The sequence below is a fragment of the Coleofasciculus sp. LEGE 07092 genome, assembly GCF_015207375.1.
Classification (GTDB): domain Bacteria; phylum Cyanobacteriota; class Cyanobacteriia; order Cyanobacteriales; family Coleofasciculaceae; genus LEGE-07092.
Genome location: NZ_JADEWY010000006.1, coordinates 1 through 14526, shown reverse-complemented (window position 1 = coordinate 14526; position 14526 = coordinate 1). Strand labels below are relative to the sequence as shown.

Sequence of the window (14526 nt, the reverse complement as noted above, 5' to 3'; positions counted from 1 at the left end):
AAATTATTAACAGTAGAGAGAGAAGAAGCAGAACGTTATCCCAAGCCAGAACATTGGTGCAAGCTACCACTAGCTAAAAGGTAAAAGAGCGATAGAGGAGGGATGATTGAAGTATCGTAGTAAGGTAATTACTCGTCACTACCTGTTGATTCAATTTGCAAGTCCGTTTCTTGAGTCTCAAAAATAATCTCCAACCCCCTAAGATCCTGGAAAATAATCTCAACCCGCCGATCGCGTGCATAATCAACCGGATCATCTCCCATCGTGCGGCGTTGGCTTTCCCCAAAGGAACGAATCATCATCCGTTCTGGTGCAATACCTTGACGCAACAGGTAATTCCGCACCGATAGCGCCCGACGTTCTGCCAAGGCTTGGTTATACGCTGCACTGGCGCGGGGGTCGGTGTGACCTTGTAGTTCAATAGTTAGGAAAGGATATTGCTGGAGAACTGCTGCAATTTGGTCGAGTACTTCTGCACTGGCAGGACTGATATCAGAACGGTCGAGGGCAAAATGGACATTTCTGGGTACTCGCAGTGTCAAGGGTTCTGGCGGCGGGGGCGGGGGTTCCGGTGGTGCTGGGGGTTCCGCTTGAGAGGTGCATTGGGGAATCACGGGGGTTGGTGTCACGGGTGTTACTGGATTTTCTGCGGGTAGGGGGCTACCGTCCAAGGACGTGATCATCGCATTCAGTGCCGGTTCAGATGTCCCATACTGGGGATGAGTGGCGATCGCACTCACCCTATCTCCAGGCTGCAAGGTGTCAAACACAGCACTAAATCGCCCATCCTCATTCGTGGCAACGGTATCAAGAGGTACATTCAACGGACCGTAGGGAATGGCAGTATTTTCAATAACCCGATACAGTTCCACCGTTGAATCTGGATCGGCTTGACCAAACACCTCAACCTGAGAACCCAATGCCACAAACTCCCTAGAGGCAAATTCTGGGGCATTAATCCCTGCATTACCCGTGGTTTGACGACTTCGGCGTGACCCTTCGACAAGCTCAGGGCGGAGACGCTCAGTCGAACGCTGGTAACGGGACTTGCGGGGGGGATTGACTCCATCGCCCCGTTGAAAGTGGAAGGGTTCGACGTGCTGCTGGGTGTTCAGGTCAATACTCAGACCGTCGAGTTCACCAAAGCTATTGGAGACGATAATGTTACCCAGACTGTTTGGATAAGCCGCTACCACAGTCCCAGGTCCTGTCTGATAACCAATTTGGTTGCCCGTTACTTGGTGATTGTCCCCCATCAGGTAAACCGCAGCCCGACGCAGGCGTCTGCCGTTATAGACGATTTGGTTATCCCGAATCTGCACATCACCCTCCGGTTTAAACAAATACACCCCACTGCCATCGTTGCCGCAAATCAAATTCCCTGTAATCTGCGACGCATTAATGATTCCCTCTAAGCGTATGGCATCGGGCATACCTGCAATCCCGTTACCTACAATAATGTTTTCTGTTACTAATAAGGTGTTGGCACGCACTGAGGTAATAATGCCGCTGCCCTCGTGGTTGGCGATGCGGTTGCGTCGGATGGTGGTTCCCACACTGTTAAATACAGATACTCCGAAGGCGGATAAGGAGTCCGGCATTTCCTCATCGGGAGTGATGCCCAACCAATTGAACTCAATCGTTACGTTCTTGGGGGGAACGTTGCTTTCATAGAAGGGAAAGTTTCGATTGGGGGGGTACTGCTCGCTGATATCTGGAGGGGGTGAGGCGTGGGCGATGAAAATATCAGCGGGGGGTGTACTGAGGGTTGCATCTCGCAACGTTTTAAACCCGTAGATACTCAATCCTCGCACCGATGCATTATCGGCGACAATTGTCAAGCCCCGTAAAATCTGACGATCCGGTGCTGGCGCGATCGCTACTACAGGAGTGGGAATCGCAATTTCAGCGGTAGGAGATTGGGTGGCGTCGTACCCCGGTTGAGTTGTGCCATCCACAACGAGTCCCGGACGTGCCAAGGGGGGCAGTATTTCCTCAAGGCGGATGGTGGTTTGGTCGGGGGGTAAATTGAACTCAATCCGGGAGGTGGTATTACCTGGGGTAATCTGGGCTTTTTCGGCAGCGCTTAACTGCTCGACACCCAACTCACCGTTAACAATGGCGATCGCTTCCCGCAAGGTCAACCCCTGATCGGGCTGAATCTCGCCATCTTGGTTACTATTCACCACAACTACAACATTATTCGGCTGGGTGGTCGCTGAGGCGTTCGACTGAGCGTCTCCGCCCTGAGCTTGTCGAAGGGTCACGCCGAAGTCTTCTCGAAGCGCAGTGGCTAAATAGGGAAGGGTTAAAAGACTCAAAATACCCAGTCCTACACAATATCCCTGCCACTGACGAAGGAGGCGAAGGGTGTCTCCTGAGCATTGCCGAAGGGTTAGAGTTTTATCGAAGTCTACAAGTCTCACTGCTCACTGCTCCTGATACCGCGTTGCGCGAAGAGGTTCCGCTGGTTGGTCCGAAATAGGGGAAATGGATAGAACACCGAATGAGTGCAAGTTGTTGGTATGGTTCCCTTCGCTCTGCCGCAGCTCCTCTCTGAGTAAAGAGGGTTGGGCAGATCGGTCGTGTGACACCATTAAGGGAAATTGGGATAAGGGGATTATTGTCATCGCCGGATTGGTTCCAGCCACAGGTTGCACAACAGATTCCTGCTGCTGAGGTGGCACGACTTTTTGCCGTCCAAAGCCATCTAAGAGTTCATTCACCTTAAAGGTTACGCTTAAGTAGGGTCCGCCTTCGGAGCGAAAGCCACTGAAATCGCGGTCATCCACGCTGCCAAAGCTGTAGCCAACGCCCACCCGTAAATCGGGTGTTACATAGTAACCGCCTTCCACCGCCCAACCCCATTCGTCGAAATTTACCGAAGATTGTCCAATCCAGCGCCCTTCTACTGCTAAATCCACACGGTATCCTAGGCGATAGGTTGCTCGTAGCTGCCCCAGATAGATGGTGCTGCTGTTGCTGAAATCTTCGGCTAAATCGGTGGTGCTGTTACGGAGGGCAAATTTGCCATAATACTCCCAGCGCCAGTTGGGGGCATAGATTCCTTCTGCTGAAAAAACATGATCTCTGGAGCCTGTGCCGCTGTCAAACAGGAGGGAGTCTGGAATGGTGGAGGGATTTTTACGATACTCGTAGCGGAGTAGGGCATTAAAGCGATCATCATAGGGATTGCGGTACGCCATTCCTAGTTTCAAACTCGCTGTATCTCCCAACCCTTCCAAGAGTTGGTTCGCGCCACTCGCTTGTTGGTAGCGGAATAAGGCGGTGAGGGCGGGGGAAATTTTACCAGCGGCGGCGGCAGAAAAGACGGTATTGTCGCCACTGGAATTGTCGCGGTGTTCAAACCGAGCCGATGCTTTGAAATCAGGACTTGGAGTATATTCGGCAGCAACGCTGTAGGATTCCCCTTCAAAGAGTCCTAAAGCGGACGAACTTTGACCGACGGCGTAGGGGTAGGGGAAGCGATCGCTTGCGGCAGTTTCACCGAAAATATCATTAGCGATGCGTTCGTAACCAAAGTTGATACGCAGTCCAGGAGCAACAACCCAGCGGTGATTTAGTCCAACTGCCTGCTGACCCCTGATGCCATTCAATCCACTGATGATTGAATAACGAGAGGTGAGGGTGGTATTTTCTCCCCATTGCTGCTCCATGAGCGTGTCGAGGGTAGTAATCGAGTTGTCACCGAGCAGTCCGCCATCAAAGAACTGGTGCGCGAGGCGCAGGGTAACACCTGGATAGACATCCCAATCTAAACCCAAGGTCGTGCGGCTGGGGTAAAGGGGGTCTTCATCGTCGCTCAAGTTCAACTCGTTTTGCGCCCGAAATGCGAGGGAATTGGTAATCGGCACATTCAGGCGGGAGACAAATTGACTGGCGTTGCTGTCGAAGGTGTTGTTAGCATGGTCTTCGCGGGAGCGATTAACGTATTCGACCGTTAAATCAGATCTGCCAATTTTTTGTTGAACTCCAGCACGAATGGTGGTAAGGCTGTTATTAAAGAGGCTACCAGGAACAGCTTCTACACCTGGGTTAAAGATATTGCCGGGATTAAATAAGTCAAAGACCTCAAATTCGTCTAGTTCTTGGGGAGCTGTGCCGAAATTGTCTTCGTGGTCGTAACTGGCTAAAACATTGGTAGTTGAGCTAAGTTGGGCAGTGACGTTGGCTCCGTAACGGGTTTGTCCGGGAGTGAAGCTCGTTGTCGCATTGTTCGCAAAGCCTTCTTCAACCGAGCGGTAGTAGGCATTGGCGTTGATGGCGCTAGATAGTGTGCCGGAGATTTCTAGGCGATAGGCGTTACCGGTGACAGTGCCGAGGAAGGGGGATTCATTGCTGGAGTGGGCGTATTCCCCGACGATGCGCCCCTGAGAACCGAGGGGAAAGAAAAAGTCAGCCCCGTAAAGCTCAAAATCCTGTATCCCTTGGTCTTCTGTCAGATAGGTTGCCCCTGCCCAACTTTCTTGCTCGAATTCCTGGGAAAAGTTGTATTGCAATCGCCCGCCGTAGATATTCGTATCGTCATCGGCTTCGTATTGGTAAGTCACAACAATCCGCTTGACGAGGGTATTGCCGAAGGGGTCAAATTCCACTTGCCGGATGGGACGGCGGAATAGGATGCTGCCCCGGTCGTAGTCTATTTCGTAGTCGGCACCGCGACTGAGGCGTTGCCGTTCCACAACGGTGCCGGGGCGATTAAGTTCTTCAGATTCTACGAAGAGAGTTTCACTGCCAGGAATCAGGAGGCGGCGGGAGACGAAGTAGTAACCACTGGTGCCGTCTGGGGCGATCGTGTCACGCTGGAATCCTTCCACATCGGGGCTATAGAGGGCGGTGATTTGCAGGTTGCCGAGGTTGTAGTTGCCCTTGAACCCGTGCAAGGCTCTGGCGGTTGCCGTGTAGAATTGGGAGGCTCGGCTGAGTTCGGTGGTGTGGTAGTCTCCCCACATCCCGTAGTCGGGTTCGGCTCCAGGAACGGCGGAGGTACGCTCAAAGCGCAAGTACACTTCATCGGTGGAGGGGGTTAGGTAATCGGTGGTGGAGCTATCGCCGTAAACCGGATATTGTTGTTCACAAAACTGGGGTCCTTGAAATAGCCGTGTGATGCCATCGCAGGTTTCGTTGAGGGGATGCTCGGTGTTGAAGGCTCCAGTAAATAACCATTCCCCAATTCGACCGGTTGCAAAAATAGCACTGCTTAAATCGATTTCTGTTCCTTCATCGATATTATCTGGGCTGAGAAAATCCCGGCGACTCCCCCAATAGTTCGTGCCACTGGGTCCGATGCGCAGATTGACAAAGCCACTGACGAGGGACGGGCGCAGGTGGGTGACGAATTCGACTTGGGTATAGGCTTCAATGGTTTCAGAGGAGAACCCCGTTGAGGGTCCGATGATGGTTTCGTCCACCTCGGATTCGGCACCTAATGTCTCAATTGCCGCCCGGATGCGGACTTTCCGAGCGTCTAACCCGGACTGCAACCGAGCGCTAAACTGCCCGTTTTTAGCCAGTATTTGAAATCCCAGTTGGTCGTCGTCGTAGTCAGCACCGACAAAGGTTCCCACCTCTGCCGTGAGGGTGACAACGGCATCTTCTGCAATCTGTTCGCCGTTTTCGTTGGTAATTCTGCCCTCTAGGGTGATAATAGAGCGACCATCCGCAGGCACACGGGGATCGCCGACTGGGGAGAGGGTTAGTTCAACCGCAGTTGGCTTGACAGTAAGCTGAACGCTGGCAGGAGAACCTTCACCCGTTGATACCGTAATGGTATTGTCTCCCTCTTTGAGTTCGATGCCGTACCAAACCTGGGTAATAATATTTTGGGTTTCGTCTACCTCGGTAGTGGTGGGCGTATCGGGGTTGAGGGGTTGTTGGTTAACGTTAACTTGAACTTGAGAGTCAGCGTTGTACTGGATGATGAGGTTGGTTGCGCGATCGCCAATCACTCCGGGTTGGGGAGCAAGAATGCGAACTTCGTCGGGTGCCAGTGTATCCGTTGTTGGTTCTGCCTCTGTGGGAAATTCCTCTTGTTGCTTGTCTAGTAATCGCTCACGGGTGGGCAAGTCTATTTCTTCTAGATTGGATGGGGTATCTCTTTCATTCACCAATAACTCCGCCGTACCTGAATGGGTATCTACGGGGGCGCTATCAGATTCTGCTGCCAGTGAGTCGTCGGGAGAAGTTGCGGCTGTCGTCTCCTGCTCAATTGTTGCGGATGAGATAGCCGCCGTATCCAGAGCGACTGGCGTTGATGAACCCTCTAATTCAGCCGTTACATCCGTTACCCAATCCGTTGCCGCGCTTTCTGATTCTCCCACGTCTAAGTTGCCTTCATCGGCTTGAGCAGCAGGTAGAGTCCCGATGAGTGCCAACACGGTTACGAGTAGCCCCAGGGTAAGAGAAGGAAACCAGCCGTTGCCTAGTAAACAGTAACGGAGAATACTTTTGGGTAAGGAAAAATTGTTTAAGTTAGCGATCGCTTGGGAAATCGTCCTTTGGCAGTTGCCTTTGTTGTTGTTCATAGTTGTTCCTCCCCATAGGCAGGTGTCACCCCAAAGTTCATCCGCACGAGTCCACCCGGTTGGAGTCGCACTAAGCGAGACTGACTGTTGCCTTCAATAAAGTAGAGATTGGGAGCGAGACTGTATCCTGGCAGGCTGCTTAAATCTAGGGTGCCAACGCGATGACCGGCAATAACGTTAGCGAGGGAGAACAAGCCGTTGGCATCGGTGGTAATGCGGTTGCCGTTATCCATATAAATCACGGCATTTGGCACTCCCGGTTCCCCACGTTGCTGTTCGCCGTCAAAGTTCTTATCGACAAAGACTCGCCCAACAATAGTGCCGCAGTCTGAGAGAATTCCAGGACGAATTCGCACCTCAAAGGTGGCAATATTGCTCCGACTCTCCTGAGCTACGTTTCTACCATCTCCCCGAATGGCATCTGGTGTCGCCACAGCAGCGTAGACGATCGTCAGCGTCTGATTCGGCTCTAGCCTGGGATAGGTAAAAGTGAGGGTTCGATTCGATTGGGTGGCTGGGGGCAAATCCACGGGAGTTGTAGTGGTTCCCGTTCCGATTGCGCCTCGTAATGACTCTGGCAAATACTGCAAGCCCAAGGGCAGCGTATCGGTGATGACGAGAGTGTTGGCAGACGATTCACCCGTGTTTTTCAGGGCGAGGCGATAAACAATGGTATCGCCCGGTTCAGCCGCCGCCCGATCTGCTGTTTTAATCAGTTCTAACGCTGCTTGACCGGCAACTAGCGAAGTTTCATTTGAGTTAACAATATCGGGCAGGTTATCGCCAGACGCCGAGGCTTGATTTTTAATTTCATTCGCCGTAACCGACGAAGCCCCGGTGAAAAAGGAAACACTGAGAAGAACAGTTAGTAAAAGCTTACAGCTTTCTAACTGCTGAGTTAGAGATTTCATGAGCAGGCAGCACCCTAGAATGCACTCTGGTTTTTAGACATTTGGGGAAAGGGCTTGTCTAGGGATTTTTTGACAAACATTTCCCTTGAAGTTTAGAATCAATGACCATCGTTTAGCATTTTTGAGGGAAGACGTTGTACATCCTATCTCAAAACGCTTCAATCCTTTACAGAAGTTTGAAATGAAAATTCTAAACAGTACAATTCAGTAGAGTCCCTGATGCAATGGATTAAGGTAGCTATCCTAACCTAGGACGGGTATTAAGGCAAGAACTTTTAAAGGAGAATCGCCCATAGAATTAAGATACAGTTTCAATCGTGACATATTGGCAGACTTAGTCCGCCATCCTGTTCATTCAACCGTTAAAACTACTTAAACAAGGATAAGGTTGAGTCGGGTTTTTCTCATTGATATATTGATATAAAGAAAGCAAGTCGCTATACTAGCGCGAAAAGAATATTCTAGCAAGAGGGTGGAATGAACAACTGGCTCTAGAAGACCGAATGAAATGTTTCTTAATGTCCAACCCGTGGAATTCCCCCTATCCACCAGACTTTTTGGGGAAGAGCGCCGCTATGCCCTTTACAATTACCAATCATCATTGATTCTGTCAGATCAATTTTAGATCGTCATGAGATTGGTAAAACTGATCTGGGCAAACCCCCGATCTTAGATTATAGGATGTTTAAGGTAAATTATATAAAGTCTGCATAATAGTTTTATTTGCTTTTGAGAACACCCTTGGCTCTAACTTCGTTTGGACAAGGACGCCCCGATTCTACGTCTGTAATGTTAGATAAAGTTGTGTCAGCAATATTCTTCAGAGCCTCTTCAGTAAAAAAGGCTTGATGACCCGTAATCAGCACATTAGGAAAGGTTAGCAGGCGTTGGAAAACATCGTCCTCAATAACTTCTTCAGACAAGTCCTCAAAGAACAAATTTGATTCTTGCTCGTAGACATCCAACCCGAGATAGCCAATTTGCCGTGATTTGAGAGCATCAATGACGGCGGTTGTATCAATTAGCGCCCCTCGACTCGTATTAATCAGCATGACGCCTTGTTTCATCTGCTCTAAGGATTGAGCATTAATAAGATGATAGGTTTGGGGGGTTAGAGGACAGTGGAGAGAAATAATATCTGAAGCGGCGAACAGTTCAGGCAATTCTACATACTTCATCCCGAGTGCTTCGGCATCGGCATTGGGATAGACGTCGTAACCGAGCAACTGACAGCCAAATCCTTTTAAAATTTGTGCTACGATGAATCCAATTTTACCCGTGCCGATAATTCCGACTGTGCGACTGTGCAAGTCGAATCCGATAAATCCGTCTAAAGAAAAATTACCATCTCGTACTCGGTTGTAGGCACGATGAATCTTGCGATTGAGGGTTAAAATTAGTCCAACTGTATGTTCGGCAACGGCATAGGGTGAATAAGCAGGAACGCGCACGACACTCATCCCTAACTGATTGGCGGCGTTAAGATCCACCTGATTGAAACCAGCCGAACGAGTAGCAATTAGTTTCGTTCCCTCGGCAGCGAGAACTTGCAATGTTTTCTGATTAAGTTCGTCGTTGATAAACACGCAGACGGCTGGGAATCCGGCTGCCAGGGGTGCTGTATCGTTAGTCAGACGGGGTTCAAAAAAGACCAGTTCGTGATTGTAGTGAGTATTGGCAGCTTCGAGAAACTTTTGGTCGTAGGATTTGGTGCTGAAGACGGCAACTTTCATGCTTTTGGGATTCTAAAGTGCCCTTACTGAGTGGAGAATGGTTTTAATTCACATCTTGCCTTATTATCGGTAAGCACAAAATCATACCATAGGTATAAGCTGTCCTGGGTTTCTCTATCTGGTGAGGTACAATACCCTGGAGTTTAGGGAGTGGGGAGTAGGTAAGAAAACTCAATGTACCTCATGATGCTAGGAAATGCTATAACTGACTACCAAGCAATTAAGTAGGTACGCCAGTTCCTTGGCACACCCTCACTATTTTCTTGGGGAATTGCCAAACGCCAGGTTTTACCTTCTTTTTGCCGTTGGAGATAGACATCGAAGGCATTATGGGATTGAGTTACCTGTTGTGTGGGTAGCTTGATGCTAAGGCTGTAGGTTCCCCGGATGCGGTAGGTGGGTAAATTCCCTAGGAATAGAGGTTCGAGTTGCTTGAGCTTCACCCCAGTAATGTCAATATTGGATAAAGAGGATTGCAGTTGTTGAGTAAGCTGCTGTTGGGTTTGCTTGACTTGGAGGGCGATCGCTTTTTCCACGAGGGATTTTCCCGGTGCTAGACTCAGAGGGGGAGTACTCGTGCCACAAGCGGTTAGGGTAATTGCTAGTACTGCTATTAAAATAACGCGAATTATCAATGGTGCAGCTCGATGCATGCTAATCTCCAAGGGTAGAATCGGGATCGGTATCTTTCATTTTCAGGCTCCGCGATGTCCAAAAAGACTTTTGGCTTAGATAATCAGCTCTACGATTACTTCTTATCCGTTTCGTTGCGGGAACCGGAGATTCTCCGACAGTTGCGCGAAGAAACCCTTGGCTACCACAATGCTGTGATGCAGATTGCACCAGAACAAGGTCAATTCATGGCGTTGCTGGTTCAGCTTATGGGGGCTACAAAAACCTTAGAAGTTGGAGTTTTTACGGGTTACAGTTCTCTGGCGGTGGCGCTGGCTCTGCCTGCTGATGGCAAACTAGTAGCCTGTGATGTGAGTGAGGAGTATACTGCTGTTGCTCGTCGCTATTGGGAAAAGGCTGAGGTAGCTCATAAAGTAGAGTTGCGATTAGCACCAGCCCTTGAGACGTTAGACGAGTTATTAGCGGCGGGGCTTGCAGAAACCTTTGATTTTGCCTTTATCGATGCCGATAAAAAGAATTATCCGGGTTACTATGAGCGATCGCTCCAGTTAATTCGCCCTGGTGGTTTAATTGCTATTGATAACGTGCTTTGGTCGGGACGAGTTGCCGATTCCCAGGTACAAGACAACAATACGCAAGCAATTCGGGCGTTTAACGAAAAATTGTCTCAGGATGAACGAGTGGCGCTGAGTTTGGTGCCAATTGCTGATGGACTGACTCTAGCGCTCAAGCGCCGTTAATGTCTAACCTTAACGCGGAACCCATATTTTTTCAGCTTCGACTAACTCAATATCGCCAGGAAGGGGTAATCGAGTATCGGAGTCGGCGTAAAAAATCAGACCTTTATACCCTGTCAAATACTGATACTTGGTTCCAAATAACCAGAATGCTGAGGATACAACCAGAGGATTTTCGGCTTGTTTGAGGATTGTTAGAAACTCATGGGCTTTGACTTTCACAATTGCACCGGATGCTTGAGTCGCTCTGATTCTAGCCGCCGCCACACTTGCACCGACTCCACTGGTTCCAGCAGTCATATCACGAAATCTCCATCTCTCTCAAATCTTCTCTAAAACTTAGCTATTTTTACTTAGCTGAGTGGTGTGAACTCATCTTAGGAAATACCGTCAGCGGCTAACCTCCCACTATTGAGGGATAAGTATTTTTTTATAGGTTGCTTGCAAGCGACTCAGCTTTTTTTTAATGCAAGAAATGGCGCACACCCGTGAAAACCATCGCCAAACCCAATTCATTTGCCGCCTGAATCGAATCTTTATCCCGCAAACTTCCCCCCGGTTGCACGATCGCTTCAATCCCTGCTGCTGCGGCTGTGCGTACCGAGTCATCGAAAGGGTGACGCGACGCGATCGCAAGTGCTCCAGCAGGTTCTAAAATTGATCGCGTATCCTCAAACACGTCTTTTATCGCCGCACAGGTATCATCCGTATCTACTAAAATAATTTCATTGACATATTCCTGACACAGACGGAAGGTTTCTTCCCCCACTTCCCGCACCGCTACCCCATCGGCAAATAAACCCACATTCGACAAGCGCACCCGTTTCCCGGCTTTCAGGGATTGAGACATAGCATCAGCATCGACGGGTTCAACAGCAATAATCTTGATTTCGGGACGCATAATTGGAAAGCTTGGGCAATTGCCTCTGGGGATTGAGTTTGAGTAAATCTGCCACACATAGTTTTATTTAGATTTAGGGTATCGGCTAATGGTACTTGGTACAGTCAAACCGCTAGTTTATATTAGTTCAATTGTACTATAAAGAAGGATTTCCTAACCCAAGGATGAGGAATTCTCAACCGAGATTGCCCTAAGAAAGCAGGAAGTCATGGGGATACCTTTTCAGTAGATTTCCCGATCGCAGCACAACTAAATGCAGGCTAAGGTGTAGCGAAAGACACATCGAAAGCTACTTAGGTTAATGTTACGCAGAAAACAAGGTTCATGGTTCCATCTGACGGCACTCTTCTTCGTGTCTATCTTGGTGGGTTGGCTGTTATCTGACTATAACGCTCACTGGATTGCTTGGGCTGGAACTACACTCATAACGTTGCACTTAGCTTTAGTCGGAGCGGATGCTGTTGCGGTTGCTGTGACTTGGGTGGTTGGCGTGGTGTGGGCGGGAGCGATCGCTTATGCTTGGCCTGAAACCGTTCGCGGTAGTGGAATTGCAGTGTGGGCAGGCTCTTTAGCATTAGGCTGGTTTCTGGGGTTAGCGTTAGTGCTAACTTTGGCGTTTGCTAGGAGAGCGATGGCACGGATTGATACCAACCAAGTTCAAGCGTTTTTGGTTTTGGCAACGGTTACTGGGTTGGGGCTGAAACTTGGTCAAATTATGAATAGTAGTTTCTTACCCGGTTCAGGTTATTAGTTTTCACCCTTGTTTTTGATTCTAGGGGTATTGATAAAGCCCTACTATCTGCTTTAACAAAAGGAAGGTTAATCCGTTGAAACGAGCATTTTTTCAAAAAGAGCAAGTCAACTCCTCAGATTATTTATCAAGAACTCCTAGCTATTACTTGCAACGAGTAGAGCCTCATGTATTATCAAGTTTTAATTCAGAACAGCTCGAGGCAATTGTCTCTGTCTTAGACCAAGCTATTCCCAAACCGTCTCCTAAAATCGTCGATCTTAGATTTGTTGTTGACTTGGTTCTCTCTCGTTTCTATATCGTTTTATTTGTCGGGAAAGATCGGCGAAAAAAACAGCGTCGCTATGAATCGAATGGAATGGCTAAAATTGGTAATGTAGTTGCCGCTGTCATTCTGTTGATTGCGATTAACCTAATGTTGAGTGCTCTGCTCATGCTGTTTGGCTACTTACTCAAATCAGCACTAGGAATTAATTTGTTTCCAGGACATATCTCAGAAACTATTCAAAAGGTTTTGTGAGACTATTAATAGTTATTTCTGTAATTAATCATATAAAGAACTGATTTTTTTTGGTCATTGTTTCGAATTTGGTGTCATTACCACTCTGCCAAAATTGTATCGTCTTTACCCCAAAAACAACTTATACGCCGGATTCTTATTCTCATCCCAATAGTGATAACCCAACGTATCGAGAAAAGCCTGCCACTGTTCCATCTCATGGGGTGGCACTTGCATTCCCACAACAATTCGTCCATAATCTGCCCCATTATTCCGATAGTGAAACAGACTAATATTCCAGTTGGGACTCATGGAACCGACAAACTTCATTAATGCCCCTGGACGTTCGGGAAATTCAAACCGATAAAGCAATTCATGATCAGCCAAGGGAGAATGTCCACCCACCATGTGCCGTAGATGCATTTTTGTCAGTTCGTCATCGGTTAAATCCAGAGTTTTGAATCCACAAGCTTCAAAAGATTCAACCATTTTTGCTGCATCAGCACGGTTTTGAATTTGCACTCCGACAAAAATATGGGCTTCTTTTTGATCAGCAATGCGATAGTTAAACTCCGTAAGGTTCCGTTTGCCCATACAGTCACAAAACTTACGCAGACTACCGGGTTCTTCAGGAATCGTAACGGCAAAAATAGCTTCGCGGCGTTCGCCAAACTCTGCCCGTTCTGCCACAAAGCGGAGGCGATCAAAATTCATGTTAGCACCGCAGGCAACGGCAACTAAGGTTTGTCCCTGGATATGTTCTCGTTCGACGTAGGCTTTAGCTGCTGCGATCGCAAGTGCTCCTGCTGGTTCTAGAATTGATCGCGTATCCTCAAATACGTCTTTAATCGCGGCACAGGTGTCATCCGTATCGACCAAAATGATTTCATCCACATATTCCTGACACAGACGGAAGGTTTCTTCCCCCACTTCCCGCACCGCAACCCCATCGGCAAATAAACCCACATTCGGCAAGCGCACCCGTTTCCCGGCTTTGAGAGATTGATGCATGGCATCAGCATCCACGGGTTCAACGCCAATAATCTTGATGTCGGGACGCAACCGTTTCACATACGCCCCAATTCCAGAGATTAATCCGCCACCGCCAATTGCCACAAAGATGGCATGGATGGGTTGCTGGTATTGCCGCAAAATTTCCATGCCGATCGTACCCTGTCCAGCAATTACATAGGGATCATCAAAGGGGTGAATGAAGGTTAAGCCTTTGTCTGCTTCCAGTTGACGGGCGTAGGTGTATGCATCATCGTAGGTATCTCCCTGCAACACCACCTCCCCCCCACGGGCTTTGACAGCATCTACTTTAACTTGGGGTGTGGTTACGGGCATAACGATAATCGCTTGGGTTCCTAGCTGACGGGCAGCAAGGGCGACGCCTTGGGCATGGTTTCCGGCAGATGCGGCAATGACGCCCTGTGCCAGCATATCTGGCGGCAGTTGCGCCATTTTGTTGTAAGCACCCCGCAGTTTGAAGGAAAAGACGGACTGCATATCTTCCCGCTTGAGCAGGAGTTTGTTGTTGAGTCGTGCGGATAGGTTGGGGGCGTATTCTAGGGGGGTTTCTTGGGCGACATCGTAGACACGAGCCGTCAGGATTTGTACTAGGTAGTCGCAGAGCATGGGGTAAATAGGGTTGCAGATGCGGGGTGTAAAGAAAATTTTACTTTACTAAGAGTATTCCAACTAAAAAATGATCCAAAACTTTAGTCACTTCGACAAAAGATTTCAACGAACCATTTTTTCAAAGTTGGTAAGCGGTAAATCTGCTCTTCGATTTGGGCCATTGCTTGTTGTGTAA

Annotated in this window: 10 protein-coding genes and 1 pseudogene; 3 read left to right on the top strand and 8 right to left on the bottom strand. The window is 48.7% G+C overall.

The window, feature by feature from the left end; genetic code table 11:
* Positions 1-128: 128 nt before the first annotated feature.
* The 5 genes from IQ257_RS02660 to IQ257_RS02640 all read right to left on the bottom strand — a co-directional run bounded on the left by IQ257_RS02660 (position 129) and on the right by IQ257_RS02640 (position 9842).
* Complete coding sequence (locus IQ257_RS02660) at positions 129-2267, bottom strand: OmpA family protein (protein WP_193932922.1); 2139 nt, start codon at positions 2265-2267, stop codon at positions 129-131.
* A 162-nt stretch (positions 2268-2429) separates the two neighbouring features.
* Entirely contained in the window at positions 2430-6545 is a 4116-nt protein-coding gene (locus IQ257_RS02655; RefSeq protein ID WP_193879893.1) for a hypothetical protein, read from the bottom strand.
* Positions 6542-7456 carry a DUF11 domain-containing protein gene (locus IQ257_RS02650; protein ID WP_193879896.1) on the bottom strand — a complete coding sequence of 305 codons (915 nt, stop codon included), beginning with the start codon at positions 7454-7456 and terminating at the stop codon, positions 6542-6544. The genes IQ257_RS02655 and IQ257_RS02650 overlap by 4 nt, the downstream gene beginning before the upstream one ends.
* Positions 7457-8175: 719 nt before the next feature.
* On the bottom strand, positions 8176-9189 hold the full coding sequence (locus IQ257_RS02645) for a 2-hydroxyacid dehydrogenase (protein ID WP_193879898.1): 1014 nt from the start codon (positions 9187-9189) through the stop codon (positions 8176-8178).
* 209 nt (positions 9190-9398) lie between these two features.
* Positions 9399-9842: a hypothetical protein gene (locus tag IQ257_RS02640; RefSeq protein ID WP_193879901.1), complete on the bottom strand. Its 444-nt coding sequence runs from the start codon at positions 9840-9842 to the stop codon at positions 9399-9401.
* Positions 9843-9896: 54 nt separating this feature from the next.
* On the opposite strand from IQ257_RS02640, the gene IQ257_RS02635 reads away from it, so the two are divergent.
* Positions 9897-10562: a class I SAM-dependent methyltransferase gene (locus IQ257_RS02635; RefSeq protein ID WP_193879903.1), complete on the top strand. Its 666-nt coding sequence runs from the start codon at positions 9897-9899 to the stop codon at positions 10560-10562.
* Between the two features lie 9 nt (positions 10563-10571).
* Here the strand turns inward: IQ257_RS02635 and IQ257_RS02630 are convergent, their stop codons facing one another.
* Positions 10572-10859: a hypothetical protein gene (locus tag IQ257_RS02630; RefSeq protein ID WP_193879906.1), complete on the bottom strand. Its 288-nt coding sequence runs from the start codon at positions 10857-10859 to the stop codon at positions 10572-10574.
* Between the two features lie 277 nt (positions 10860-11136).
* A pseudogene (locus IQ257_RS29730) lies at positions 11137-11460 on the bottom strand (pyridoxal-phosphate dependent enzyme); the annotation flags it as partial.
* A 301-nt stretch (positions 11461-11761) separates the two neighbouring features.
* On the opposite strand from IQ257_RS29730, the gene IQ257_RS02620 reads away from it, so the two are divergent.
* A complete protein-coding gene (locus tag IQ257_RS02620) occupies positions 11762-12211 on the top strand; it encodes a hypothetical protein (protein ID WP_193879908.1) in 450 nt (149 codons plus the stop codon).
* Between the two features lie 76 nt (positions 12212-12287).
* Positions 12288-12731, top strand: coding sequence for a hypothetical protein (locus IQ257_RS02615; RefSeq protein ID WP_193879910.1), 444 nt, complete (start codon positions 12288-12290; stop codon positions 12729-12731).
* Between the two features lie 105 nt (positions 12732-12836).
* Here IQ257_RS02615 and ilvA read toward each other — a convergent pair whose 3' ends face one another.
* Complete coding sequence (gene ilvA / locus IQ257_RS02610) at positions 12837-14348, bottom strand: threonine ammonia-lyase, biosynthetic (RefSeq protein WP_193879912.1); 1512 nt, start codon at positions 14346-14348, stop codon at positions 12837-12839.
* Positions 14349-14526 lie beyond the last annotated feature (178 nt).